The following is a 24,512-nucleotide window of genomic DNA, read 5'->3' on the forward strand; positions in this document are numbered from 1 at the left end:
GGCTGTTGGGTCGGAGGTGGTCAGCCGGCGGTTCGTACGACGGTTTCCAGTGAGCCGTCGTGCGGGATGCGGAGGACGTGGATGCGGCGGCGGGCGTCGCGGAGGTACGTGCGGGACGACGTGCTGACGGTCGCCGTACGGCGGCTCGACCAGGTGATCGTGATCGTGGCCTTGCCGCGACGGATCACCAGGCCGTCCGCCGTCGCGGTCCGGCTCTGGTTGTAGGGGACTGCGGTTCCGTCGGAGAAGACGACCTCGTCGTCGGGCTGCAGTACCAGCGGGATCTGCTCGGTCGCCGCGCTGGTCGCGGTGACCCGGCGGCCGACGGACTGCGGGCCCACCAGCAGCTCGGTCGCGACCGAGCCGTCGGGGGTGTGGTAGCGGACCAGGTCTTTGGACGGGTACGAGGCGACAAGGTTGCTCTCGGCATCGGCTTTGCCGCCGAGGACCGTGCCCCAGGATCCGGTGGCCGTTTGCTGCGCGTGGATCACCGTGCCCGCCACCGGGTGCCAGAGGAATCCGGTCCCGGCCTTCACGCCGCTCCCCTGCCGGTTCCCGAAGAACGCGCCGAGGTACAGGCCGGGACGGCGTACGTAGAGGTAGTCCTGGTTGCCGTAGTCGTCGTGCCGCCGCTCGGTGAAGTTGTCGCTGCGCAGGTACGGGAGTCGCGCGATCGCGGCCTGCTTCGCGGCACGGGTCGGCATCGTCTCGCCGTACGGCGCATGCGCGACGATCCGCGGCGAGGTGTCCTGCTTGGCGAGCGCGGGCACCGGCGCCGGGTCCGCAGCCCATGCCTGCCGGGACGCCGTCTGATCCTCACGGGAGGTGAAGAACGCACCGAGGTCCGGCGCGACCGGGACGAAGTGCGAGCCGAGGATGGTGCGGTCCGGGTCCGGGATCACGTCGTCGTAGAACGCTGCCGCGGTCCGGTCCGAGACGGCGTAGTACGTCAGCCAGCCGGAGTCGTCGGGCTCCCGGAGCAGGTTGTACCCGAACCAGTCGGCGAACCGGCGCGCCATGCTCGCGAGCTGCGGGTTCCTGGTGAGCAGGTACAGCTCGGCCATCTCCGGGAGCATGACCTCGAAGTTGTAGTTGATGTCCATCCCGCGCGGGTCGTAGAAGAACCCGGCCGGGCTCTGCGCCCACTTCGCGATGAACCGGATCCGGTCCTGCAGCTTGAGCGACCGGTCGTGGTCGGGGATCAGCTTCAGCGTGAGCGCCGAGCCGGCGGCGCCCGCCGTTGCCTGGTTGGTGTACTCGAACGGGTTGTCCCAGACGACCGAGTTGTCCGGATTCAGGTACCAGTCGACTCCCTTGCGCAGGGCAACTTCCAGCTGCGCCTGCCGGCTCGGCAGCGCGTTCGTCTGCCGCAGATTGGCGAGCGTCTTCGCCAAATACCCGATTCCGAAGCCGCTTGACGCCTTTCCTTGTTCGCCGGGGTGGTACTCCGGCCAGGAGCCGTCCGGGTTCTGCAACCCGATGTAGTGCTGCAACGCGGCGTCGAGCCGGCCGAGCAGCGCGTTGTCGCGGTAGTACGGGTTCCAGGCACGCTTGTTCGCGACGAACCAGCTCAGCGTGAAAACGTGTTCCTGGACCCGCGAGTTGTACGGCTGAGCCGGCGTCCGCCACCAGCCGCCACCCATGAACCCGTACGGATCAGTGTCGACGACGTCGTTCACCATCGGCGCCAGGATCACCAGGTACGGCGCGAACCGCTGCTCCCCCGGCGCGAACAACTGTCGCTCCGGCGCCCCGGCCGGCAACCCGGCCAGCAACGGCAACCCCGCGGCGCCGGCTGACATGGACATCGACGTCATCGTAGACGCGAGCCCAGCACCAGCGGCGCCGAGCAGGACAGTACGACGTTTCAGAGACATAGCGGATCTCCTCGCTGCGATCGGACTGCGGCGAGTTTTCAGCGCGTCACCGTGACGGGTCAAGACCTTGAGCTGTGATAATTCGAATTACTGGAGGAACTGACCTCTTGACGGACGTCGGCGGACTGTTCTACGGTTCCCGGCAATCCGTATTACCGCGAAGGATCGATGATGGCAGACAAGGCGACCCGGCTCACCCAGCGCGACATCGCGCGGCTGGCCAAGGTCAGTCAGACGACGGTGTCGCTGGTGCTGAACAACCGCAGCGACGCCACCGCGCGGATCCCGGCCGAGACCCGGGACCGGGTACTCAAGGTGATCCGCGAGACCGGGTACCAGGCCGATCCGCTGGCGCGCCGGATGACGCAGCAGCGCAATCAGATCCTCGGCGTGTTCACGTACGAGTCGGTGTTCCCGAGTGCGAGCGGCGACTTCTACCACCCGTTCATGGCCGGGATCGAGGACTGCGCCGAGCGGCTCGGCTGGGACCTGCTGCTGTTCACCAGCGCGCCGGTCGCCGAAGGGCGGCGGCGGATCTTCCACGAGAACAACCGGCTCCGGATCGCGGACGGTTGCCTGCTGCTCGGTCGTGAGATCCCGAGCGAGGAGCTGGCCCGGTTGATCGCCGAGGAGTACCCGTTCGTCTCGGTCGGCCGCCGCGACGACGCCGACGGCCCGGTGCCGTACGTCGGCGCCGACTACACCAGCGCCACGCGCACCGTCGTCGAGCAGGCCCAGGCGCTCGGTCATCGGCGAATCGCGTACGTCGGACTCGGCAGCGGCGCGGAGTCGTCGGCCGACCGCATGCGCGGCTTCCGCGACGCGGCCGGTGCGCGCGCACCGCACGTACCGACGACCGACCGCTCGCCGGGTGACGTGCTCGACGACCTGCTCGAGCGCCACATCACCGCGGCCTTCGTCGAGGAGCGCGCGGACGCGATCGCGCTGTACACCGCGGCCGCCGAGCGCGGTGTCGACGTACCCGGGGACCTGTCCGTGGTCACGCTCGGCGATGCCACCCGGCCCGCGGCCAGCGACCTGGACTTCTCCGGTTTCCACGTTCCGCGGCGGGCGATGGGGCTGCGTGCGGTCGAGCTGCTCGAAGCGATCCTCAGCGGGACCGCAGACGAGCAGCAACTGCTCCTTCCCTGCGACCTGACCGACGGAATCACTCTCACGCCCAGCAAAGGTGCCTAGTGCTCCATCTCATGTGTCAGTCGAGCGATTGCGGTGTCCAGGTGCGTGCATCGAGGTGCTTGAGAGGCGTCCTCGATGCGGAGCATCGTGGACGCCTCTCAAGTGGCTCGAGGTGCGTGCATGGGCGCCGCAAGCGCCGACTGACACATGAGATGGAGCACTAAATGCAGACAGATGTTCTCGTGGTCGGCGGTGGGCTCGGCGGGGTCGCCGCGGCTCTGGCCGCGCTCCGGACCGGTCGCTCGGTGATCCTGACCGAGGAGTTCGACTGGCTCGGCGGTCAGCTGACCAGCCAGGCCGTCCCACCGGACGAGCACTCGTGGGTCGAGCAGTTCGGCGTCACCGCGTCGTACCGCGCGCTGCGCGACGGGATCCGCGAGTACTACCGCCGGCACTACCCGCTGACCGTCGCGTCCCGGGCGGACGCGCACCTCAACCCGGGCGCCGGGTACGTGTCGAAGCTCTGCCACGAGCCGCGCGTCGCAGTCGCCGTACTGGAGGAGATGCTCGCGCCGTACCGCGCCAGTCGCCGGCTCCAGGTTCTGCAGCCGTACCATCCGGTGGCCGCGGACACCGACGGCGACCGGGTCACCGCGGTGACCGTGGAGCACCGGGACACCGAGGAGCGGTTGACGCTCACGGCGCCGTACATCCTCGACGCGACCGAGACCGGCGAGCTGCTGCCGCTGACCGGGACGGAGTACGTCACCGGGTTCGAGGCGCAGAGCGAGACCGCGGAGCCGAGCGCCCCGGCTCAGGCGCAGCCGCTGAACATGCAGGCGGTGTCGTACTGCTTCGCGGTCGACCACGTCGACGGCGACCAGGTCGGTGACAAACCGGCGAACTACGCCTTCTGGCGGAACTATCAGCCCTCGTTCTGGGGCGACCGGCTGCTGTCCTGGACGGCGCCGAACCCGCGCACCCTGGAGAGCTCGGTCCGGTCGTTCACCCCGAACCCGGACGACGACCCGCTCGCCGTGGTCGCGGACCAGCGGCGCGGCGGCGGCGACACGAACCTGTGGACCTTCCGCCGGATCGCGGCCCGCCGGCACTTCGTCCCGGGGGCGTACGAGAGCGACATCTGCCTCGTGAACTGGCCGATGATCGACTACTTCGAGGGCCCGGTGATCGACGTACCGGACGCGGCGAAGCATCTCGCCGCGGCCAAGGAGCTGTCCCAGGCGGTGTTCTACTGGCTGCAGACCGAGGCGCCCCGTCCGGACGGCGGCACCGGTTTCCCGGGGCTGCGGTTGCGTGGCGACCTGGTCGGATCGGCCGACGGACTCGCGCAGGCGCCGTACATCCGCGAGTCGCGGCGGATCAAGGCGGCGTACACGATCGTCGAGCAGGACCTGTCGGTCGCGGTCCGCGGGACCCGCGGAGCGGCGGAGTACGCCGACAGCGTCGGGATCGGGATGTACCGGATCGACCTGCACCCGTCCACCGGCGGCGACAACTACATCGACGTGGCGAGCAGCCCGTTCCGGATCCCGCTCGGGGCGCTGGTCCCGCAGCGGGTGGAGAACCTGCTGCCCGCGAGCAAGAACCTCGGCAGCACGCACATCACCAACGGCTGTTACCGGCTGCACCCGGTCGAGTGGAACATCGGCGAGGCCGCGGGCCTGCTGGCCGGCTTCTGCCTGGATCGCGGTGTCAGTCCGCGCGCGGTCCACGCCACCCCTGCCCTGCTCGGCGAGTTCCAGGACCGCCTGGTTGCCCAGGGCATCGAACTCGCCTGGCCGGACATCACGGGTTATTGAGTTCCGGCTACTGATGGAGGTCCCCTGAGATGAAGAGACTGACAGCGGCGTTGTCCGCCGCGGCACTGCTGGCCGCTGCCGGATGTGGCGGCGGCTCCGGCTCCGGAGCGAGCGCCGGCGGGCCGGTCGACCTGCGGATGACGATCTGGAGCGCGAACGCCAAGCATCTGGCGTTGTTCGACCAGATCGCCGCCGACTACAAGAAGGACCACCCGGAGATCGGCAAGATCACCTTCGAGTCGATCCCGTTCGACAGCTACACGACCACGCTCACCACCCAGATCGGCGGCGGCAACGTCCCGGACCTGGCGTGGATCTTCGAGACCAGCGCACCGGACTTCGTCAGCTCCGGCGCGCTGGAGCCGATCGACAAGGACGCGGACCTGGTGCCGGGTACGACGGCCAACTGGGAGAAGGACGGCAAGCTGTATGCCTACCCACTGTCCACCTCGCCGCTGGGTGTCTTCGTCAACACCGACCTGGTGAAGGCGGCGGGGCGGCCGGCGCCCGCGCAGCAGATCGCGTCCGGGACCTGGACCTGGGACGAGGCCGCGAAGACCGCTGCCGCCGTACAGGCCAAGACCGGTAAGGGCGGTCTGGTGGTCGGCGACTTCGACTACAAGGGCTGGGACACGCTGAACGCGGTCTGGTCCGGGTGGGGTGCGCGGCCGTGGAGCGAGGACGGCAAGAGTTGCCAGTTCGACCAGCCGCAGATGGTGGACGCGATGACGTTCGTCCACAAGATGATCTTCACCGACAAGGGCATGCCGGGCCCGGGCGTCACGAAGGACTTCTTCGCCGGCGACTCGTCGATGGTGCTGACCCAGATCAGCCGGGCGGCGCTGCTCGAGAAGGCCAAGTTCCATTGGGACCTGGTGCCGCTGCCGAAGGGTCCGGCCGGTGACTACTCGGTCGTCGGGCAGGCGGGGATCGGCGTGTTCAAGCGGGGCAAGCACGCGGACGCGGCGAAGCAGTTCCTGGCGTACTTCAGCAACGCGCAGAACTCGGCGAAGCTGGCGGAGTACTTCCCACCGCCGCGGAAGTCCGAGCTGAACGCCGCCACCCTGGCGAAGGCCAACCCGCTGCTCAAGCCCGCACAGCTCGACAGCGTTGTTGTCAAGGGCATCGAAAGCGGCAAGATCAAGCCCAGCCACACCGGGTACGCCGAGCTGCAGCAGACGGTGCGCGCCGCCCTGGACCCGTTGTGGAAGCCGGACGCGGACGTGAAGACGGTACTGTCCGGCGTCTGCTCGAAGATCAACCCCCTGCTGGCGAAATGACCTTGACGCTGGAGAAGCCCGCACGGCCTGGGCGGTCGGACACCCCGGCCGCGCGGGCGCCGTACTGGACGATGCGGCGGCGCGACACCTTGGCCGGCTGGCTGATGGTCGCGCCGCAACTGGCCGGCATAGTCACGTTCGTGCTGGTGCCGCTCGGGCTCGTGGTCTGGTACAGCGTGCACGAGTGGAACGTGCTGGCCGGCACGTTCGAGTTCGTCGGCGCAGACAACTATCAGGCGCTGGCCGACGACCAGCGGCTCGGTCCGGTGCTACGGGCAACGGGTCTGTTCTCGGTCGGGCTGGTGGTGCTGAACCTCAGCCTCGCGCTGTTCCTCGCCGTACTGCTGAACCAGAAACTTCGCGGCACCGTGGTCTTCCGGACGTTGTTCTTCTCGCCGGTCGTGGTGACGCTCGTCGCATGGACGATCGTCTGGGGCTTCCTGCTACAGGACAACGGCGGCGTCAACGCGTTCCTGCACGTCTTCGGCATCACCGGCCCGAACTGGCTGCGCTCCGGCGGTACGGCGATGGTGTCGGTGATCGTCGTACAGCTGTTCAAGAACGTCGGGCTGAACATGGTGCTGTTCCTCGCGGCGTTGCAGGGCGTACCGGCGGAACTGTACGAGGCGGCCCGGATCGACGGGGCGTCGGCGTGGGCGCGGTTCCGGCGGGTGACCGTACCGTTGATCAGTCCAACGATCCTGTTGACGATGATCCTGACAATCGTCGGGTCACTGCAGGTGTTCGCGCAGATCGCCGTACTGACGCAAGGCGGTCCGGGCACGTCGACGACCGTGCTCGTGTACTACCTGTATCAGCAGGCGTTCCAGTTCCACCACTTCGGGTACGGCGCCACGCTGTCGCTGGTGCTGTTCTTGATCGTGCTGGTGCTGACGGTGATCCAGTGGCAGATGCGTAAGAAGTGGGCCTTCTATGAGAATTGACAGAGCCATGAGGCTTAAGCTGCTGGTGTACGGCGTACTGCTGGTGTGTTGTGTGCCGTTCGTGTTCCCGATCTGGTGGATGGCGACGACGTCGCTCAAGCCGGTGTCCGAGATCTTCTCGTTCCCGCCGTCGTTGCTGCCGGCGTCGCCGACCCTGGACGCGTACCGGCAGGTGTTCGCGCTGCAGCCGTTCGGGCAGCAGTACCTGAACAGTCTCTACATCGCGCTGGTGGTGACGATGGGCACGCTGGCGGTGTCGTCTCTCGCCGGGTACGCGTTCGCGCGGGTCCGGTTCCGCGGCTCCGGGGTGGTGTTCCTGATCGTGCTGAGCGGACTGCTGGTGCCGAACGAGGTGACGATCATCCCGCTGTACAAGATGTTCGACGCGTTCAGCCTGGTGGACACGCACTGGCCGCTCATCCTGATCCCGATGCTGGGCGCACCGAGCGTGCTGGCCACCTTCATCATGCGCCAGTTCTTCATCACGCTACCGGTCGAACTCGAAGAAGCCGGCCGGGTCGACGGCCTCGGCCGCTTCGGGCTCTTCTGGCGCGTCTGCCTACCGTTGGCACGACCAGCAATCGGCGCGGTCTCCATCTTCACCTTCCTGCACAGCTGGAACCTCTACCTGGAGCCGATCGTCTTCCTCTCCTCCAAACAGAAGTTCACCATCCCGCAAGCCCTCACCCAGTACGTCGACGCCTACGGCGGCCCCATGTGGAACACCCAACTCGCCGCCGCCACCCTCTCCGCCCTCCCCGTCCTCATCATCTTCGTCCTGGCCCAACGCCAATTCGTAGAAGGCCTGGCCCAAACAGGCCTCAAAGGCTGACACCGATCCAACCGGTCCGGTTGGCCGGGACGTTGATAGCGGGTTGTGTCAGCGGTTACTGGAGCTGGTCGAGTGCGAGTGGCCACCAGTTGTCCTGGGCGGCGTAGGCGTTCGGGTCGCGAGCGCCGAGGTACGCGACCAGGAGATCCTTGTAGTCGGCCTGCAGGTTCTCGTTGGCGTCGCGGCGGAACGCCTTGTAGCGACCGATCCGATAGAGGTAGTCGAGGAAGGAACCGAGGGAGGAGTTCACGGTCTCGAGCCTGGGCTGGTGACCGGCCAGGTCGGCCAGCAGGACGTGACCGTCGCGTGGGTCGAGGAAGTACCGCAGCGCCGACTCGGGATGCGGGGCGCCGAGCGTGACGAGCGTGACGAGCGTGACCTCTTGGCCGTCGACATTCACCCGGACGCCGTCGAAGGCTTCGGGTTCGGCGACCGGCTCGAGGACGAACACACCCGACAAGCGGTCCGGCAGGCCGACGTCGAACAGTTCGTCCGCGACAATGCCGGCCGACGCGAACAGCTCCCGGTCCTCGGCGTCGAGGCAGGTGATGTTGTCTGCCCCGAACAGGTCGACAAGCTGCTGCTGGTTCGCCATCGGTCCCTTCCCGCTGCGCTCGAACCACCATCCTGTCGCCCCGGAAGGTCACGCTCCGGGGAGCCGCCGAACGACTGGGTGCCCATGGGAAACTGTGGGATGTGAGCTTTCATGCGGCCGCTTTCATCGCCACCAGCCTGGACGGGTACATCGCGCGTCCGGACGGATCTATCGACTGGCTGACCACCCGCGCCGAACAGGCCGGCAGCACGGGGTACGACGAGTTCCTGGCCTCGGTCGACACCGTCGTCCTGGGGCGGAACACGTACGAGCTGGCGCGCACGTTCGCCGAGTGGCCGTACGAGTCGAAGCAGGTCGAAGTACTCAGCACCACACTCGACCCGGACGCCGACGACCGGATCCTCGTGCACCGCACGCTGAACGCGCTCGTCGAAACCCTGAACGACCGCGGCGCGCACCGCATCTACGCCGACGGCGCCGCCACCATCCAGACCTTCCTACGCGCCGGCCTGCTCAACGAGCTCACCATCACCACGGCCCCGGTCCTCCTGGGCGCGGGCATCCCGCTCTTCGGCGACCTCCCCGACGAGGTCCCCCTCACCCACAACGCCACCCGCACCCTGAACGCCGGCTTCACCCAATCCGACTACACCATCAAGCGCTAGTCACAATCTTCTCGCGCGAGGCTGATGTGGTGCGTCAGTAGTCGCGGAACGGGGAGGTGCGTTCCTGGCCGCCGAGGCGTAGGTGGAGGCGGTCCTGGGCGCCCTGGTCGGAGGACGCGGCGGGCTTGACCTGGGCCGACTTCGCGGTGGGGTTGAGGCCGGCTCGGACGGCCCGGTCGAGCTCGTCCGCTCCCCGAGCCGCCGACACGGCCTCCTCGGCGCCGAGCCGATAAGTGGCTTCGCCGGCCCTGATCTGGTTGCTCATGTGATGGGTCGCACGCCAGGGCGCGTGGCCGGCGTCCTCGATCAGTTGCGCCGACTCCTCGGGATCCCTGACCTGATAGCTCACGCTTTCCAGGTTCGTCAGGCCCTCGCGGCTCTGCTCGATCTGATGGGCGACATCTTCGGCGGACTCGGTCGCGGCCGTGAGGCTCTCCTCGAACAGCTCGATCCGCTGCCGCAGATCACTGAGCGTCGGCACGTCCTCCGGCCACGCCGGCGCCACACCCGTCTGCGCCACACCCGTCTGCGCCACACCCGTCTGCGCCACACCCGTCTGCACCGCGCCCGTCTGCACCGCGCCGGCCGGTGCCGCGCCGGTTTGTTCCGTGGCGGCGGCCGCGGTCTCCAGCTCCGCGAGCGACCTCTTGGCGGCCGTGATCGCCTTGATGCCTTCGCCCAGGCGGTCGCCGGCTTCCTCGGTCTTGTTCCGCGCCAGCTCCATCTTGAGATCGATGTCGTGGCCGTAGGACTGGGCCCGCGTCATGTAGACGTCCGGAGCGTCACCCTCCCTGACCAGGCGTGCCTGGTTGACCATGTTCGGGATGTCTTCCTGGGCGCGGGCGAGCGCATCGAGCGCCTCGCCCATGTCGTCCTCAGCGAATCCCATCCGGACCCGGGCGTACTGTGTAGCTTGCGCGATCAGGTCGGTGTGCCTGCGGATGTCTTCCTCGTTCATCGCGCGGCACCGCCCTCGGTGCGCTGCTGTCCGGTCAGGGCGTCGTCGGCCGCCAGCGCGTCACGCAGGGCTGCACGGGCCGCCTGGAGTTGGTTGCGTGCGGCACCGAGTTGCGTCATCAGCTCCGCCGCCTGCACGGCGGTCTCCTCGTTCGACGGCTGATCCGCCACCCCACGACTCCTTCTCAAACGATTGATCCGACCCACAGTAGACCTCTGACGGTCGAGCCGGCAGCGAGGTTCCTGAAGGTCAGGCGTGGTTGAGGAGGTGGACGGCCTCGGCGGCCCAGTAGGTGAGGATGGTGTCGGCGCCGGCCCGGCGGATCGACGTCAGGGTTTCCAGGATCGCCTTGTCACGGTCGATCCAGCCGTTCGCCGCGGCGGCCTCGACCATCGCGTACTCACCGGAGATGTTGTACGCCGCAACGGGCACGTTCACGTGGTCGCGGACCTGCCGGATGATGTCGAGATAGGCCAGCGCCGGCTTCACCATCACGATGTCCGCGCCCTCGGCGATGTCCAGATCGACCTCGCGGATCGCGTCGCGGGAGTTCGCGTTGTCCTGCTGGTACGTCTTCCGGTCGCCGGTCAGCGACGAGTCGACCGCCTCCCGGAACGGTCCGAAGAACGCCGACGCGTACTTCACGGCGTACGCCAGGATCACGGTGTCGATGAACCCGGCCGCGTCGAGCGCCGACCTGACCACGCCGACCTGGCCGTCCATCATCCCGGACGGGCCGACGACGTGCGCGCCGGCGGTCGCCTGCGCGACGCCCATCTCGGCGTAGATCTTCAGGGTCGCGTCGTTGTCGACCCGGCCCTCGGAGTCCAGGACCCCGCAGTGCCCGTGCGAGGTGAACTCGTCCAGGCAGAGGTCCGACATCACCAGCAGCGCGTCGCCGGCCTCCGAGACCGCGTCCCGGATCGCGACGTTCAGGATCCCGTCCGGGTCCAGCGCGCCGGAGCCGACCTCGTCCTTCTCGGCGGGTACACCGAACAGCATCACGCCGCCGAGCCCGAGCTGCGCCGCCTCGGCGATCGCCTTCCGCGCGGTGTCGCGGGTGTGCTGCACGACGCCCGGCATCGAACTGATCGCGATCGGTTCCCGCGCGCCTTCCCGGACGAACATCGGCAGGATCAGCTGCCGCGGCTCGATCGTGGTCTCCGCGACCAGCCTGCGCACCGCCGCCGACGACCGAAGCCGCCGCGGCCTGACCTCCGGGAATCCGGGCACGAGAATCAGCTCTCCATCAGCTCTTACGGCGGGAGCCCGAGCGACGCTCGGACGGACGGGTGACCGGCTCGCCGGCCTCCACCATGGTGTCACGCCGGTCCGCACCGAACCGGGCGAGAGCGTCGGCCAGCTCCTCGACGGACGGCGACTCGGCCATCGCGTCGACCCGCAGGCCGTGCTCCTCCGCGGTCTTCAGCGTGGCCGGACCGATCACGCCGATGACGGTCGACGCGTGCGGCTTGCCGGCGATGCCGACCAGGTTCCGCACCGTCGAGGACGAGGTGAACACGACCGCGTCGAACTTGCCGGACTTGATCGCCTCACGCGTCGGCGCGGGCGGCGGAGCGGCGCGGACGGTCCGGTACGCCGTGACGTCGTCGACCTCCCACCCGAGATCGGTGAGTCCGGCAACCAACGTCTCGGTGGCGATGTCGGCGCGCGGCAGGAACACCCGGTTGATCGGGTCCAGCAGCTCGTCGTACGGCGGCCAGTCCTCGACCAGCCCGGCGGCCGACTGCTCGCCGGACGGCACCAGATCCGGACGGATGCCCCAGGCACCGATCGCCTCGGCGGTCTTGTCGCCGACCGCCGCGATCTTCAGCCCGGAGAACGCCCGCGCGTCCAGCCCGTACTCGTCGAACTTCTCGCGGACCGCCTTCACCGCGTTGACCGAGGTGAACGCGACCCATTCGTAGCGGCCCTCGACCAGACCACGGATCGCCTTGTCCATCTGCTGCGGGTTGCGCGGCGGCTCGACCGAGATCGTCGGGACCTCTTCCGGCATCGCGCCGTACCGACGCAGGCGGTCCATCAGCGGGCCGGCCTGGTCCTTGGTCCGCGGGACCAGGATCCGCCAGCCGAACAGCGGCTTGGTCTCGAACCAGGACAGCGCCTCGCGCTGCTCGACGACCGCACCGACCACGACCACGGCCTCGCCGGTCACCTTGGACGCGCGCAGGTCCGCGACGATCGTCTCCAGCGTCCCGACCACACTCGTCTGCGCGGTCGTCGTACCGCCGACGGTGAGCGCGACCGGCGTACCGGCGTCGAAACCGCCCTCGACCAGGGCCGCCGCGGTCTCCTTCAGGGTCTCCACCGCGTTCAGCAGTACCAGCGTCTGCTTCGGCTGCAGGCGGGTCAGGTCGAGCTTGTTCTCGGCCAGGTCGACGACAGTGACCTCGCGGTCGCCCTTCATCGTCAGCGGGATCCCGGCGTACGTCGGGACCGCGCTCACCTCGCTGACACCCGGGACGACGTTGAACCCGATCCCCGCCTTCCGGCACGCGGCCGCTTCCTCGGCGCCGCTGGAGAAGGTGAACGGGTCGCCGGTCAGAAGCCGGACGACGTTCGCCGCGGACTTGGCGGTCTTCACCACCAGCCGCGCGCGGGCGGCCACCCGCAGCGCCCGGCTGCCCTCGGCGCCGGAACCGTCCACGACCTCGACGTCCGGCTTGCAGTAGGTCAGGAACGCGTCGTGTTCGGGGCCCTCGACAACGACCGCGTCGGCGCCCGCGAGGACGTCGCGGCCGGCCAGCGTCAGCAGCGCCGGGTCACCAGGACCGACGCCGACGAACGTGACATGGCCGAGCGGTTTGGTCTGCTTGACGGTACTGGTGGCGGCCTTCTGCGGTGCCGCGGTAGCGGCTGTCTTCGCGCTCACGTCTGCCTTCGCCCTCGTCGTTTTACTGCTCGTCTTGTGGGCCGTCTTCTTGGCCGTCGTCGTGCTCTGTGCCGGTGTCATGTTCGCTCCAGCAACTCGTTCGCCAGCGCCTTGCCGAGAGACACCGGATCGTCCACGGGCCCGTTCGCGGACAGCCGCCGTACGCCGTCCTCCTGGCCGAGCGCGCCCCGCAGCCACAGCTCCGGGCCGTCCTCGCCCTCGACCACCTCGGCGAGCGCGCCGACCGGAGCCGTGCACCCTGCCTCGAGCGTGGCCAGCAACTGCCGTTCGGCCGTGACCGCTGCCCGGGTGGCCGGGTCCTCCAGCGGAGCCAGCGCGGCGAGTACGTCGGCGTCGTCCGCGCGGCACTCGACGGCCAGCGCGGCCTGTCCCGGCGACGGCAGCATCTGGATCGGGTCCAGCGTCTCGGTCACCTCGTCGAGCCGTCCCAGCCGGGCCAGCCCCGCCCGGGCCAGCACCACGGCGTCGACCTTGCCGTCGGTGACCAGGCCGATCCGGGTGTCCACGTTGCCGCGGATCCCGGTGCACTCGATACCCAGGCCGAGCGCGTCGATCTGCGCGGACCGGCGCGGCGCACCGGTACCGATCACCGCGCCGCGCGGCAGCTCGCCCAGCGTCAGCCCGTCGCGCGCGACGAGGACGTCGCGCGGGTCCTCACGGACCGGGATCGCGCCGATCACGAGACCGTCGACCGGCGCCGTCGGGAGGTCCTTGAGCGAGTGCACCGCGATGTCGATCTCACCGGCCACCAGCGCGTCCCGGAGCGCGCTGACGTAGACGCCGGTGCCGCCGATCTGCTCGACCGGAGACACCTTGTCGACGTCGCCGGTGGTGGAGATCGGGACCAGCTCGACCTCGTGACCGAGATTCCGGAGCGCGCCCGCGACCAGAGTGGACTGTGCGATCGCCAGCTTCGAGCGGCGGGTTCCGAGCCGGATCATGCCTGCTCACTCCCCTTCGGCGTGGTGACCGCGTCGACGGTCGCCTGGTCGAGAGCGAACAGCTGCCGCAGCGCGTCGGCGTACGTCGGTCCGCCGGGATCACCGCCGAGCTCCTTCACCCGCACGGTCGGGTTGTGCAGCACCTTGTCGACGACGCGGCGGATGGTCCGCTCGACCTCGTGCCGCTCGTGGTCGCCGAGGTCCGGCAGCCGGCGCTCCAGGCGGGCCAGCTCGGTGTTCACGAGCTCGCTGGCCATCGCCCGCAGCGCGACCACGGTCGGCGCGACCGACGCGGCCCGCCGAGTGGCCTCGAACGCACCGGTCTCTTCACCGACGATCCGCCGTACCTCGTCGATGTCGGACTCGCTGCCACCCGCCGTCCCGGCCAGGTCGGCGAGCGTCACCAGCGTGACACCGGCGATCCGCACCGCTTCAGGGGCGACGTCGCGGGGCAGTGCGACATCCAGTACGCCGATCGGGCGACCGTCGGCCGCGTTCCGGACCATTTCCTCGGTGATCACGACACCGCGGGCACCGGTGCACGACACCAGCAGATCGGCCTCGGTCATCGCCGCGGGCACGTCCGCGAGCTTGATCGCCGTACCGCCGATCCGCTCCGCCAGCGCGGCCGCGCGGTCGTAGTTGCGGTTGGCAACGGTCACGCTTCGCGCACCGCCGTTCGCCAAAGTCTGTGCGGCCAGCGAGGCCATCGAGCCGGCGCCGACGATCAGCGCGCGACGGCCTTCGTACCCGCCGAGGGCGTCGAGTCCGGCCGACACGACCGAGCGGCCGGCGGCGTCGATCCCGGTCTCGGCGTGCGCCCGCTTGCCGACCCGCAACGCGTGCTGGAACAGGGCGTTCAGGTCGGTACCGACGGTTTCCAGGTCCTGGCCGACGCGCAGCGTCTCCTTCACCTGGCCGAGGATCTGGCTCTCACCGACGACCATCGAGTCCAGCCCGACCGCGACCTGGAACAGATGCGCGACGGCACCTTCCTCGAAGTGCACGTACAGGTGCTCGGCCAGGTCCAGCAGCGGTACGCCGGTGACGTCCGAGAGGATCGCGGTGACCTCGTCCATGCCGGCGTGGAACCGGTCGACGGTCGCGTACACCTCGGTGCGGTTGCAGGTCGCCAGGACGGCGGACTCCGCGACGGCTGCCGAGTTCCGCACGGCCAGCGCCAGCTTGGTCGCCGCGTCCGCGTCGAGCGCGACCCGCTCGAGCACGTCGATGGCAGCGGAACGATGACTGATACCGACCACCAGATAACTCACAGGCCGACACCTCCCCCGACGCTCGGGAGATCCGTCAGACCGTTCATCGCTGGTAGCTCGGGCACCTGGGGGAGCGCCGCCTCTCCGGACTTTCGTTGTTCGTGGTACGCCAGGATCTGAAGCTCGATCGAGAGGTCCACCTTGCGGATGTCCACGCCGTCGGGCACGGACAGCACGACGGGCGCGAAGTTCAGGATGCTGGTCACGCCGGCCGCGACCAGCCGGTCGCAGACCTGCTGCGCGGGACCCGCGGGGGTGGTGATCACGCCGATCGAGACCCGGTCGGCCTTCACGATGTCCTCGAGCTCGGCGAAGTCCCGGACCTCCATGTCGCCGATCCGCTCGCCGATCAGGTTCTCGTCGGCGTCCAGCAGCGCCACGATCCGGAAGCCGCGGGTGCCGAACCCGGAGTAGTTCGCCAGCGCGTGACCCAGGTTTCCGATCCCGACGATGACCACGGCCCAGTCCTGGGTGACGCCGATCTCGCGGGCGATCTGGTAGCGCAGGTACTCCACGTCGTACCCGACGCCGCGGGTGCCGTACGACCCCAGGTAGGACAGGTCCTTGCGGAGCTTGGCCGAGTTCACGCCGGCGGCGGTCGCCAGGTCCTCGCTCGACGCGGTCGCGATGCCGCTGTCCGAGAGCGCGGTCAGGGCCCGCAGGTAGACCGGCAAGCGCGCGACAGTCGCCTCGGGGATGCCGCGTTCGGTTCTCGTCGGCGGGCCGGGGCGACGGCTGCTGGCACGCGTCACAATTCTCCTGGGAGCGGTTGGTTCACCGCGGTCTGACGGCCGGCGGCTCTCTTACTCTAGGAGCTTGTGAACGTGAGAACAAAATCGGCGGGAGTGACCTAGGAGACAGGCACTACCTCATCAGTGCTTTTCGGAGGCGAGCGGGGTCCACTCTCCAGAAGTCGTGCTGCTTCCCGTCGACGAACGTGACCGGGATCTGCTCGCCGTACTGCGTGAACAACCGGACGTCCTGCGTGATGTCCACCTCGGTCCAGTCCACTCCGAGCTCGGCGCAGACCGCCTCGATCACCGCGCGGGCGTCGTCGCACAGATGACACCCGGGCTTGCCGTACATGGTGACTCTGCTCACCGGTCCCCCTCCCGCAGCCGCCCCTTCGCGACCTTCCCGGTCACCGAGTGCGGCAGGTGCTCCACCACGTCGATCTCCACCGGGCACTTGAACCGCGCCAGGCGGGTCCCGGCGTACTCCTGGACCGTTGCCACGTCGACCGATGTGTCCGGCAACGGTACGACGAACGCCTTGACCGCCTCGCCGGTCTCCTCGGACGGTACGCCGATCACCGCCGCCTCGCGGACGCCGGGAGCACCGACCAGCACGTCTTCCACCTCGCTCGGGAACACGTTGAACCCGGACACGATGATCAGCTCACGCAACCGGTCGACCAGGAACAGGTCACCGTCCGCGTCCAGGAACCCGACATCGCCGGTCCGGTACCAGCCCTCCGCGTCGGGGCCGTCCACGCCGTCCGGCCAGTAGCCGGAGAACAGGTTGCCGCCGCGGATCAGGATCTCGCCGGGGTCGTCCCCCTCGACGTCCTCCCCCTGCTCGTCGGCGATCCGGACCTCGACGTTCGGCAGCGGGCGGCCGACCGAGCCGGGCTTCGGCTCAGCCTCGCCGAGGGTGGTGGTGACCCCGGGGGACGCCTCGGTCAGGCCGTAGCCCTGGTGAACATGCAGGCCGGTCGCCTGCTCGAAACGGTCCGCGAGCCCACGATCGAGCGTGGACGCGCCGGTCAGCACGACCTTCACCGTCTTCAGTGCCGCCCGGAGGTCCGGCCGGGTGAGCAGCGCGTGCAGTGCCGGCGGAGCGAGCGGCAACCGCGTCACGCCGTACCTGCCGATCAGGCCGAGGGTCTGCTCGGGATCGAAGCGTTGCTCGACGATCAGTGCCGCGCCGGTCGCGACGGCCCAGCCGAGGACCGCGTTCAGCCCGAACGCGTGGAACATCGGGAGCACCCCGAGCACCACGTCCTCGGGGCCCATCCGGTCCTCACCGAGCTCGCCGAGGTTGCGGACGTTCGCCGCGAGTGCCCGATGGGTGAGCATCGCGGCCCGCGGATCTCCACTGGTTCCCGATGTGTACAGGAGCACCGCGAGCGTCTCGGGATCGATCAGCGGAAGTAACGGAGTGTCACCTTCGAGCTCGTCGGGCGCCACCGTCCGGACGCCCTCGAACCGGTCCGCGAGCCCCGGTCCGGCGACCGCCAGGCGGGCCCCGGAATGCTCCAGGACAGCCGCGATCTCGGGCTTGGTGAGCCCGGTATTGAGCGGCACGGCAACCAATCCGGCCCGGAGTATGCCCAGGTAGGACGTGACGAACTCGATGCTGTTGGCAACCAGCAGCACGACCCGGTACCCCGGCACCAGGCCGGCCGCTGCGAACCCCCGCGCGGCCCGGTCGACGGCCTGGTCCAGCTCGCTCCAGGTCAGCCGCCGGTCCCCGTCGACCAGCGCGGGACGGGCGGGGTGACGTTGCGCTGTGTCACGAAGGATGTCCGCGAAATTCACGTTCACCAGGCGAGTCTGTCACGGCCCGGAGTCGCTCCGGGAAGAACCGGCGCGCTCAGAACGGTTGCAGCAGAGCGTGACGGCCGATATACAGGTGAACTCGTGGGCGCGCTTCTGTTGAACCTCACACTGCAGAAACCCGTCCGCGCGGGGACCTCATGCGCGATGCACCACCCCCGACAGCCGGCTGCTCCGAACTCCGGAGGCAGTCCGCTGGCGCATTCGTGACCATTCGAGCGAACGGAAGGCGGCACGCCTCAGGCTGTTGACAGCATGCGTTCAACCAGTAACGCTCTGTGCTGCCTCAGCCACTGTGGCCATTCGCGGATGTGTCAGACGACGTGTCAGTTGAACGGGGAGAAATCTTGACCACGCCGGAGCCAAGCCCGGACGGGATGAGACGTGCAGAGCTCGTCGATCGCGCCCAGGCCGGGGACGTCGGTGCCTTCGGAGAGCTGTACGACGAGTACTCGCTCACCGTCTATCGCTACATCTACGCCCGAGTGTCCTCGTCGGCACTCGCCGAGGACCTGACCAGCGAGACGTTCGTCCGGGCGCTGCGCGCGCTCGACTCGTTCCGCTGGCAGGGCCGGGACTTCGGAGCCTGGCTGGTGACGATCGCCCGGAACCTGATCACCGACCACTACAAGTCCGGCCGGGTCCGGCTCGAGGTGGTCACCGACGAGATCGAGACCCACGACCGGCAGACCGAGGGTCCGGAGATCGACGTGCTGGCCGCGGCCACCGCCGAGGTACTCCGGGACGCGGTGGCCGGCCTGCCCGACGAGCAACGCGACTGTCTGACGATGCGGTTCTTCGCCGGCCTGTCGATCGCCGAGACGGCCAAGGCGCTGGAGAAGTCCGAAGGCGCCGTCAAGCAACTCCAACTGAGAGCCGTACGGCACTTGGCGAAGGTTATCCCCAAGGACTTGAGATGAGGCGGATGACAACGAACGTCTTTCGTAACCCGTCAGGGAGTTACTTCGTTTGCCTGGTGAGGACCTGTCGGTGACCCCGACTGGCCATTGAGGAGAACGAGAACTCATGAGTGACCTACACAGGGCTCGAGCGCGCGCGGAGTCATTCGCGCACGCCGTCGATCACGGGCCCCGTCACTCCACGCGACTGGGCGATGACCCCGAGTTACTGGAAGCTGTGGAACTGGTCGGACGGCTGAGGACCGCCGGCGCAGTTGCACCGCGACCGGAGTTCAGTGCCGAGCTGCGGCACCGCCTGATGGAGCAGGCGGCGGCGCGTTCGGCGACCACTGCGACTCCGCTGATGGTGCGCAGCGCACCAGATGACTCGGACGACCCGCCGGGTAGCGAGGACGTTGGCGCGTCCGTGACAGCTATTCGCCGTCGCCAGGGCCGGAGGATCCGGCTCGTGGCCTCAACTGCCGCGTTGGTCCTGCTCGGAGGTGGCATCGGTTCCGCTGCCGCTGCTCAGCAGGCGATGCCCGGCGACACTTTGTACGGAATGAAGCGCAGCATCGAGAACGTCTCGACCAACGTGAGCGTCGGTGACGACTCACGGGGCCGGCGCGATCTCGAGCACGCCATGACCCGACTGTCCGAAGTCCAGGAGCTGGCCGGTAACGGTGGCTCGGTGGGCACGATCAACGCCACGCTGGACGACTTCTCGGCGCAGTCCCGCAAGGGTGTGTCCCGATTGGTCGCGTCGTACCAGCAGGACGGCGACGAGACGTCGATCACCGCGATCACGGCCTTCATCACCAGCGCCCGCCAGGCTCTTGTGGGGCTCGCGCCGAAACTGCCGCCGGAGTCGCTGAAGTCCGGAGTGGAGGCGCTGGCAACGATCGAGCAGCTGGCGCAGCACACCTCGGCAGCCTGCCCGAAGTGCGCCGCGCCGAAGCCTGGCGCGACCACCCCGAGCACCGGTCACCAGCCGAACCGCACCACCCCCGGCACCGGCACGGAGCCGAGCGATCCGATCCAGGCGTCGACCAGCCAGAAGGCCTCGACGACGGTTCCGACGCCCGGCGCCTCGACCACCGCGGTCGAGCCGAGCACGTCGCCGACCAAACTGCCGAACACCACGATCGTGGAGGAGTCCAACACTCCCCCGCCGACGATCCTGAAGACACCACCCCGGCCGTCGCCGTCAAACTCGCCGACTACGACGCCCACCGTGCTGCCTTCCCTGACCCCGACCACACCGTCGTGGCCGTGGCCGTTCCCCACCACACCGCTGATCAACCTGCCTGGCATCATCCAAACACTCTTCCCACCCTGGAAGTAGCGAGCAGGCAACCAGAGCCCCCGGCGCACGAACCACGCGCCGGGGGCTCTGCGTTCGCCCGCCACCCTTTCGGTCCGCCGCCTTGGAGGGGTTATCCCTTGGTGTTGGGGGTTCTGCGTCGGTGTACCGGCAGAGGACCCCCAAGACGAACGGATAACCCCTCGTATGGCGAGCCACGCCAGCGCCACTCCGCGCCGCGCGCCGCGCCTGGGACCGGTGTTCCGTCACCGCGGCCGCCCGCTCGGGTTACCGCCGCGCGTTCGGGGTGCCGCCGCCCATCCGCCCACAACACCGCGCGTTCGGGGTGCCGCCGACCGGTCGGGTTCGGCGCGTTGGAGGGGTTATCCCTTGGTGTTGGGGGTTCTGGGCTGGTGTGCGGGCGGAGAACCCCCACGAGGAGCGGATAACCCCTGGTGTGGGGTGGTCCTCGTCGGCGAGTGGGAGCTGCCAACCACGTGCCCTGGTGTGGGGTGGGGTCAGAAGAAGACGCTGCGGCGTTGCATGAGGAGGGTGTAGAGGGTCTGCTGGATGGTTTCGCGGACCTGGTCGGTGACGTTGAAGACCAGCATCGGGTCGTCGGCGGCGCCGTCCGGGAACTCGTCGGTGCGGATCGGTTCGCCGAACTCGATCAGCCACTTGGACGGGAGCGGGATCAGGCCGAGGGGGCCGAGCAGCGGGAAGAACGGCGTGATCGGGATGTACGGGACGCCGAGCAGCCGGGCCAGCGACGCGATGTTGCCGACCAGTGGGTAGATCTCCTCGGCGCCGACGATCGAGCAGGGAACGATGGGTACGCCGGTCCGCATCGCGGCGCTGACGAACCCGCCACGCCCGAACCGCTGCAGCTTGTACCGCTCGGCGAACGGCTTGCCGATCCCCTTGAAGCCCTCCGGCCACACCCCGACGAGGTCGCCGCGGGCGAGCAGCCGTTCGGCGTCGTCGTTGTTGGCGAGCGTCGCCCCGCCCTTGCGGGACAGCTCACCGACGAACGGGGTCTGGAACACCAGGTCGGCCGCGAGCGTGCGCAGCGGACGGTGTGCGTGGTCGGCGACGATCAGCTGGGTGACCAGGCCGTCCAGCGGCATCGTCCCGGAGTGGTTGGCGACGATCAGCGCGCCGCCGTCGGCCGGGATGTTCTCCACCCCGCGCACCTCGACCCGGAACCACTTCTCCGCCAGCGGCCGCAGCATCGGCAGCAGCACCTGGTCGGTCAGATCGGCGTCGTACCCGAACTCGTCGATCCCGTAGTCGCCGGTCACGCGCCGGCGCATGAACGCCAGCCACTGCGCGACCCGCCGCTCGCCGTCCTCCCCGAACAGCTGCCGCACGACCCGCTCGAGTCCCGCGAAGTCCAGCTTCGGCAGCTCGGTCAGCGGTACGTCGACCTCGGGCACCGTGGCGACCGAGTCGGCCGTCGGCTCCGCCGGGGTCTCGGTACGCCGGGACTTCTTCTTGGAGCGTGCCCCGTCACCGGCAAGCGCACGGGCCGCGGCCGAGGGCGTCGTACGGCGACCGCTCCCGCGGCCAGGCCTGCCGCCGGAACCGATCGGGATGACGTCCGCGTCAGCCACGGAACGCTCCCAGCCCGGCGGACAGCAGCCCGGACATCCGGGTCACGGCGCCCGTCCCGAGCGAGGCGCGGAAGTCGTCGAACGCCGCTGCGGTGGTGTACTTCGGCTCGAATCCGAACTCGGTCCGCATCCGCGTGGTGTCCACGCCGCGGCCGAAGGTCAGGAAGGTGATCTGGTCCGGCGAGAAGTCCGCCAGCCGGGCGCGCCGGACGGCCGCCGCGGTGCTGGAGGCGGTGAACGACGGCAGCCGCAGCGTCGGCCGGCCGAGCCGGCGGATCGCCTGGGACAGCGTGAGAATGCCGTCACCGGCCAGGTTGAAGGTCCCGGCGAGGTCGTTCACGGTCGCGTGCCGGATCGCCTCGACCCCGTCGTCCTCGTGCAGGAACTGCAGGCGCGCGTCGAACCCGAAGACTGTCGGTACGACGGGAAGCCCGAAGTACCGCGTCATCGGGGAGTCGGTCTTGGGGCCGATCCAGTTCGCCATCCGGAGCGTGCTGACGCAGACGTCGGGGCGGCGCCGCGCGAAGCCGCGCACGTACCCCTCGACCTCGACCGCGTCCTTGCTCAGCCCGTGGTGATGGGTCGCCCGCGGCGCCATCTCCTCGGTGAACATCGCCGGATCACGCGGACCCGCGCCGTACACCGTGGTCGACGACTTGACCACGAGCTTGGCCACGCCGGGCGCCTTCTGGCATGCGGCGAGCAGCTGCATGGTGCCGATGACGTTGATCTCTTTCATCGACGACCGACCGCCGGCGCTGCCTGGAGTGGCCACGACGCCGGTGTGCACGACCGTGTCAACATCCTCCGCGGCGATCACCTTGGCGATCACCGGGTTGCGGATGTCCGCCCGGACGAACCGGACCCGGCCGAGCTCCGCGCGCGGCGGGACCACGTCGACACCGAGCACGGTGCCGATCGACGGGTCCTCGGCCAAGGCCCGGGCACAGCGAGCACCGGCGTCTCGCGAGACGCCGGTCACCATCACTACCTGTGCCACGAGAAACCCCCCAGCCGGACCGGGCGCGGCGAAAACTGCTTACTTGCCGAGCTTGCGGCGCTGGACCCGCGTCTTCTTCAGCAGCTTGCGGTGCTTCTTCTTCGCCATACGCTTACGGCGCTTCTTGATTACGGAACCCACGTCTGACCACCCAAACTCAAAGAGAACGTCGGCAAAGCTTACCCGTAGGTCGCTTCCCCGACCTAAAGCAGGCTCCACCACTAGAGTAGGAGCCGACCTGGGGAGGCGCCATGAGAGCTCGCTACGACGGTCTGGCGGAGTGGTACGACGAGCGGTTCGTGGCCGATGCACCGCCTCATCAGCCCGGTCTGCTGGAACTGCTCGGTCCGGGTTCCGGCCCCTGTCTGGACATCGGCTGCGGCACCGGGCGGAACTTCGCAACCATCCGCGCCAGCGGCCGCTCCGTGGTCGGACTGGACTTCTCGATCGACCAGCTCCGCCGCGCCCGGACGCGCACCACCGGTCCGCTGCTGCACGGTGACGCGGCAGCCCTTCCGTTCGCCGACGCCTCGTTCGACACCGCCGTCTCCCTGTGGATCTCCACGGACGTGGACGACTTCGGCGCGGTCCTCCGCGAGGCATCCCGGGTACTCCGTCCCGGCGGAGTGTTCGTCACGTACGGCGTTCATCCCTGCTTCAACGGACCGCATGTCGTCTACGAGGAGGACGGGCGCCGGACCGTGCATCCGACGTACCGCCAGACGGGGTGGCACACCGAGATGCCGTGGTGGGGCGAGGACGGGATCCGCCGACGGATCGGGATGTCCCACCTGACGCTGGCCGGATTCCTGAACGCCGTCGTCACGTCCGGCCTGACGGTGGAGCACTTCGAGGAGCCCACCGGCCCGGACATCCCGCACGCGCTGGCCCTGCGCGCCCGGCGGGCTGCCTGACCGCCTGATTGCCCTGACACTGTCGGTGGCGGCTGGTCTACTGGCTGCATGGTGACGCTGGATTCGTGGAGTGAGCAGGATTTCGAGCTGCTCGAGCGGTGCAACACGGCGGAGATGACGGCGTACCTCGGTGGTCCGGAGACGCCGGAGAAGCTGCGGGACCGGCACCAGAAGTACGTGCAGAACGAGTTCGTCGGGCAGATGTTCGTGATCGTCACCGAGGACGGTGAGCGGGCCGGGTCGATCGGCTACTGGGAGCACGAGGAGGGTGACGAGACCGTCTGGGAGACGGGCTGGGCGATCCTGCCGGAGTTCCAGGGGCGCGGGCTCGCGTCCGGCGCCGTGCGGGCGGTCGCGAAGGTCGCGGGGGCGGCCGGATCGCATCGGACGCTGCACGCCTACCCGGGCGTGGCCAATGCGGCGTCCAATGCGTTGTGCCGGCGAGTCGGGTTCACCTTGCTCCGCGAGCGCGATTTCGAATACCCGAAAGGGCACTGGATGCGCTGCAACGACTGGAGCCTGGATCTCTAGGCGGCCTTGCGGACGGCGACGGGGGCGACTGGCTTGGTGAGGACGGCGAGGTGTGGGGTCGCCGTCTGCTTGCTGGTGCTCGCGTAGGCGGCGGGGGTGAAGGCGACGGCCGCCAGGCCCAGGGTCGCGATGGTGCCTACGGCAACGGTCTTGACGATTCGGATCGGCATCGGGAGCCTCCTTCGGGTTGGTGTTTCCATCCTGAGCGCGCGGACTGCGACCGGCCTGGAAGAAACCTGGGAGCACGCTGGGAACGTGCGGGTACGGTGATGGCGTGGCCTACCTGGTGTTTCTCGGCGGACTCGCGGTGGTGCTCGCGGGGCTGACCTGGTTCGCGTCGTGGGCCAAGCGGCGTGGGCGCGGATCCGGGGTGGCCGGGGCGCTCGCGGCATACGAAGAGGCGTACCGAACGACGGCGCACCAGTCGCATCACGAGCTGCGCCAAGCGGCCGACCGCAAATCCGAGACCGGCTCACCGGACGACAACTAGCCCTGA

General features: G+C 69.0%; 26 protein-coding genes. 11 read left to right on the top strand and 15 right to left on the bottom strand.

What is annotated here, in order from left to right; translation table 11 throughout:
• Positions 1–20: 20 nt before the first annotated feature.
• Positions 21–1,808 (bottom strand): hypothetical protein, encoded by a 1,788-nt coding sequence (locus tag AC0662_RS31825; RefSeq protein ID WP_478305270.1) that lies wholly within the window; start codon positions 1,806–1,808, stop codon positions 21–23.
• A gap of 240 nt (positions 1,809–2,048) precedes the next feature.
• Here AC0662_RS31825 and AC0662_RS31830 point away from each other — a divergent pair, with 240 nt between their 5' ends.
• The 5 genes from AC0662_RS31830 (at position 2,049) to AC0662_RS31850 (ending at position 7,890) form a co-directional block, all read left to right on the top strand.
• Complete coding sequence (locus AC0662_RS31830; protein ID WP_452193421.1) at positions 2,049–3,074, top strand: LacI family DNA-binding transcriptional regulator; 1,026 nt, start codon at positions 2,049–2,051, stop codon at positions 3,072–3,074.
• 164 nt (positions 3,075–3,238) lie between these two features.
• Positions 3,239–4,834 (top strand): FAD-dependent oxidoreductase, encoded by a 1,596-nt coding sequence (locus AC0662_RS31835; protein ID WP_452193420.1) that lies wholly within the window; start codon positions 3,239–3,241, stop codon positions 4,832–4,834.
• Positions 4,835–4,863: 29 nt separating this feature from the next.
• Positions 4,864–6,114 (top strand): ABC transporter substrate-binding protein, encoded by a 1,251-nt coding sequence (locus AC0662_RS31840; RefSeq protein ID WP_452193418.1) that lies wholly within the window; start codon positions 4,864–4,866, stop codon positions 6,112–6,114.
• Positions 6,111–7,058, top strand: coding sequence for a carbohydrate ABC transporter permease (locus tag AC0662_RS31845; RefSeq protein ID WP_452193416.1), 948 nt, complete (start codon positions 6,111–6,113; stop codon positions 7,056–7,058). The genes AC0662_RS31840 and AC0662_RS31845 overlap by 4 nt, the downstream gene beginning before the upstream one ends.
• 7 nt (positions 7,059–7,065) lie before the next feature.
• Positions 7,066–7,890: a carbohydrate ABC transporter permease gene (locus tag AC0662_RS31850; protein ID WP_452193414.1), complete on the top strand. Its 825-nt coding sequence runs from the start codon at positions 7,066–7,068 to the stop codon at positions 7,888–7,890.
• 55 nt (positions 7,891–7,945) lie between these two features.
• Here AC0662_RS31850 and AC0662_RS31855 read toward each other — a convergent pair whose 3' ends face one another.
• The gene (locus AC0662_RS31855; protein WP_478305274.1) at positions 7,946–8,485 is read right to left on the bottom strand and encodes an SUKH-4 family immunity protein; all 540 of its coding nucleotides are present in this window, start codon (positions 8,483–8,485) and stop codon (positions 7,946–7,948) included.
• Between the two features lie 101 nt (positions 8,486–8,586).
• On the opposite strand from AC0662_RS31855, the gene AC0662_RS31860 reads away from it, so the two are divergent.
• Positions 8,587–9,111, top strand: coding sequence for a dihydrofolate reductase family protein (locus AC0662_RS31860; protein ID WP_452193411.1), 525 nt, complete (start codon positions 8,587–8,589; stop codon positions 9,109–9,111).
• A 34-nt stretch (positions 9,112–9,145) separates the two neighbouring features.
• Here the strand turns inward: AC0662_RS31860 and AC0662_RS31865 are convergent, their stop codons facing one another.
• The 9 genes from AC0662_RS31865 to AC0662_RS31905 form a co-directional block, all read right to left on the bottom strand.
• Complete coding sequence (locus AC0662_RS31865) at positions 9,146–10,069, bottom strand: hypothetical protein (protein WP_478305276.1); 924 nt, start codon at positions 10,067–10,069, stop codon at positions 9,146–9,148.
• Positions 10,066–10,239, bottom strand: coding sequence for a hypothetical protein (locus AC0662_RS31870; protein ID WP_452193407.1), 174 nt, complete (start codon positions 10,237–10,239; stop codon positions 10,066–10,068). Before AC0662_RS31870 ends, AC0662_RS31865 begins: the two co-directional genes overlap by 4 nt.
• 79 nt (positions 10,240–10,318) lie before the next feature.
• Positions 10,319–11,302: a porphobilinogen synthase gene (gene hemB / locus AC0662_RS31875; protein ID WP_452193406.1), complete on the bottom strand. Its 984-nt coding sequence runs from the start codon at positions 11,300–11,302 to the stop codon at positions 10,319–10,321.
• Positions 11,303–11,318: 16 nt separating this feature from the next.
• Entirely contained in the window at positions 11,319–13,043 is a 1,725-nt protein-coding gene (locus AC0662_RS31880) for a bifunctional uroporphyrinogen-III C-methyltransferase/uroporphyrinogen-III synthase (protein WP_478305279.1), read from the bottom strand.
• A complete protein-coding gene (hemC, locus tag AC0662_RS31885; protein WP_452193403.1) occupies positions 13,040–13,924 on the bottom strand; it encodes a hydroxymethylbilane synthase in 885 nt (294 codons plus the stop codon). Before hemC ends, AC0662_RS31880 begins: the two co-directional genes overlap by 4 nt.
• Positions 13,921–15,198, bottom strand: a complete 1,278-nt coding sequence (locus AC0662_RS31890; protein ID WP_452193401.1) for a glutamyl-tRNA reductase — start codon at positions 15,196–15,198, stop codon at positions 13,921–13,923. Before AC0662_RS31890 ends, hemC begins: the two co-directional genes overlap by 4 nt.
• A complete protein-coding gene (locus AC0662_RS31895) occupies positions 15,195–15,950 on the bottom strand; it encodes a redox-sensing transcriptional repressor Rex (protein WP_452193400.1) in 756 nt (251 codons plus the stop codon). The genes AC0662_RS31890 and AC0662_RS31895 overlap by 4 nt, the downstream gene beginning before the upstream one ends.
• 112 nt (positions 15,951–16,062) lie before the next feature.
• A complete protein-coding gene (locus tag AC0662_RS31900) occupies positions 16,063–16,284 on the bottom strand; it encodes a glutaredoxin family protein (RefSeq protein WP_478305575.1) in 222 nt (73 codons plus the stop codon).
• An 11-nt stretch (positions 16,285–16,295) separates the two neighbouring features.
• A complete protein-coding gene (locus AC0662_RS31905; protein WP_452193399.1) occupies positions 16,296–17,744 on the bottom strand; it encodes a class I adenylate-forming enzyme family protein in 1,449 nt (482 codons plus the stop codon).
• Positions 17,745–18,133: 389 nt separating this feature from the next.
• On the opposite strand from AC0662_RS31905, the gene AC0662_RS31910 reads away from it, so the two are divergent.
• Together AC0662_RS31910 and AC0662_RS31915 are read left to right on the top strand one after the other, a co-directional pair.
• Positions 18,134–18,676 carry a sigma-70 family RNA polymerase sigma factor gene (locus AC0662_RS31910; RefSeq protein WP_130384882.1) on the top strand — a complete coding sequence of 181 codons (543 nt, stop codon included), beginning with the start codon at positions 18,134–18,136 and terminating at the stop codon, positions 18,674–18,676.
• Between the two features lie 448 nt (positions 18,677–19,124).
• Complete coding sequence (locus AC0662_RS31915) at positions 19,125–20,000, top strand: DUF5667 domain-containing protein (protein ID WP_452193397.1); 876 nt, start codon at positions 19,125–19,127, stop codon at positions 19,998–20,000.
• A gap of 476 nt (positions 20,001–20,476) precedes the next feature.
• Here the strand turns inward: AC0662_RS31915 and AC0662_RS31920 are convergent, their stop codons facing one another.
• From AC0662_RS31920 to AC0662_RS31930, 3 genes are read right to left on the bottom strand one after another with little or no spacing between them, the layout of a single operon-like run.
• Positions 20,477–21,571: a lysophospholipid acyltransferase family protein gene (locus AC0662_RS31920; protein ID WP_452193395.1), complete on the bottom strand. Its 1,095-nt coding sequence runs from the start codon at positions 21,569–21,571 to the stop codon at positions 20,477–20,479.
• Positions 21,564–22,571 carry an NAD-dependent epimerase/dehydratase family protein gene (locus tag AC0662_RS31925; protein ID WP_478305284.1) on the bottom strand — a complete coding sequence of 336 codons (1,008 nt, stop codon included), beginning with the start codon at positions 22,569–22,571 and terminating at the stop codon, positions 21,564–21,566. The genes AC0662_RS31920 and AC0662_RS31925 overlap by 8 nt, the downstream gene beginning before the upstream one ends.
• Before the next feature lie 39 nt (positions 22,572–22,610).
• Positions 22,611–22,712 carry a 30S ribosomal protein bS22 gene (locus AC0662_RS31930; RefSeq protein ID WP_008356322.1) on the bottom strand — a complete coding sequence of 34 codons (102 nt, stop codon included), beginning with the start codon at positions 22,710–22,712 and terminating at the stop codon, positions 22,611–22,613.
• Positions 22,713–22,822: 110 nt separating this feature from the next.
• Between AC0662_RS31930 and AC0662_RS31935 the strand changes: the two genes are divergently transcribed.
• Together AC0662_RS31935 and AC0662_RS31940 are read left to right on the top strand one after the other, a co-directional pair.
• Positions 22,823–23,485 (top strand): class I SAM-dependent methyltransferase, encoded by a 663-nt coding sequence (locus AC0662_RS31935; RefSeq protein ID WP_478305295.1) that lies wholly within the window; start codon positions 22,823–22,825, stop codon positions 23,483–23,485.
• Positions 23,486–23,533: 48 nt separating this feature from the next.
• Positions 23,534–24,016 (top strand): GNAT family N-acetyltransferase, encoded by a 483-nt coding sequence (locus AC0662_RS31940; RefSeq protein WP_478305297.1) that lies wholly within the window; start codon positions 23,534–23,536, stop codon positions 24,014–24,016.
• Here AC0662_RS31940 and AC0662_RS31945 read toward each other — a convergent pair.
• The gene (locus AC0662_RS31945) at positions 24,013–24,186 is read right to left on the bottom strand and encodes a hypothetical protein (RefSeq protein ID WP_478305299.1); all 174 of its coding nucleotides are present in this window, start codon (positions 24,184–24,186) and stop codon (positions 24,013–24,015) included. The two genes, AC0662_RS31940 and AC0662_RS31945, sit on opposite strands and share 4 nt — an antisense overlap.
• Positions 24,187–24,290: 104 nt before the next feature.
• Between AC0662_RS31945 and AC0662_RS31950 the strand changes: the two genes are divergently transcribed.
• Positions 24,291–24,506: a hypothetical protein gene (locus AC0662_RS31950; protein ID WP_478305301.1), complete on the top strand. Its 216-nt coding sequence runs from the start codon at positions 24,291–24,293 to the stop codon at positions 24,504–24,506.
• The last annotated feature ends 6 nt before the right edge of the window (positions 24,507–24,512 follow it).

Source organism: Kribbella sp. NPDC043289 (assembly GCF_056436705.1).

Bases quoted from the DNA above. Each gene is read 5' to 3' on its own strand.
- AC0662_RS31825 (WP_478305270.1), bottom strand. From the start codon at position 1,808: ATGTCCATGTCAGCCGGCGCCGCGGGGTTGCCGTTGCTGGCCGGGTTG.
- AC0662_RS31830 (WP_452193421.1), top strand. From the start codon at position 2,049: ATGGCAGACAAGGCGACCCGGCTCACCCAGCGCGACATCGCGCGGCTG.
- AC0662_RS31835 (WP_452193420.1), top strand. From the start codon at position 3,239: ATGCAGACAGATGTTCTCGTGGTCGGCGGTGGGCTCGGCGGGGTCGCC.
- AC0662_RS31840 (WP_452193418.1), top strand. From the start codon at position 4,864: ATGAAGAGACTGACAGCGGCGTTGTCCGCCGCGGCACTGCTGGCCGCT.
- AC0662_RS31845 (WP_452193416.1), top strand. From the start codon at position 6,111: ATGACCTTGACGCTGGAGAAGCCCGCACGGCCTGGGCGGTCGGACACC.
- AC0662_RS31850 (WP_452193414.1), top strand. From the start codon at position 7,066: ATGAGGCTTAAGCTGCTGGTGTACGGCGTACTGCTGGTGTGTTGTGTG.
- AC0662_RS31855 (WP_478305274.1), bottom strand. From the start codon at position 8,485: ATGGCGAACCAGCAGCAGCTTGTCGACCTGTTCGGGGCAGACAACATC.
- AC0662_RS31865 (WP_478305276.1), bottom strand. From the start codon at position 10,069: ATGAACGAGGAAGACATCCGCAGGCACACCGACCTGATCGCGCAAGCT.
- AC0662_RS31880 (WP_478305279.1), bottom strand. From the start codon at position 13,043: ATGACACCGGCACAGAGCACGACGACGGCCAAGAAGACGGCCCACAAG.
- hemC (WP_452193403.1), bottom strand. From the start codon at position 13,924: ATGATCCGGCTCGGAACCCGCCGCTCGAAGCTGGCGATCGCACAGTCC.
- AC0662_RS31900 (WP_478305575.1), bottom strand. From the start codon at position 16,284: ATGTACGGCAAGCCCGGGTGTCATCTGTGCGACGACGCCCGCGCGGTG.
- AC0662_RS31910 (WP_130384882.1), top strand. From the start codon at position 18,134: ATGAGACGTGCAGAGCTCGTCGATCGCGCCCAGGCCGGGGACGTCGGT.
- AC0662_RS31935 (WP_478305295.1), top strand. From the start codon at position 22,823: ATGAGAGCTCGCTACGACGGTCTGGCGGAGTGGTACGACGAGCGGTTC.
- AC0662_RS31940 (WP_478305297.1), top strand. From the start codon at position 23,534: ATGGTGACGCTGGATTCGTGGAGTGAGCAGGATTTCGAGCTGCTCGAG.
- AC0662_RS31945 (WP_478305299.1), bottom strand. From the start codon at position 24,186: ATGCCGATCCGAATCGTCAAGACCGTTGCCGTAGGCACCATCGCGACC.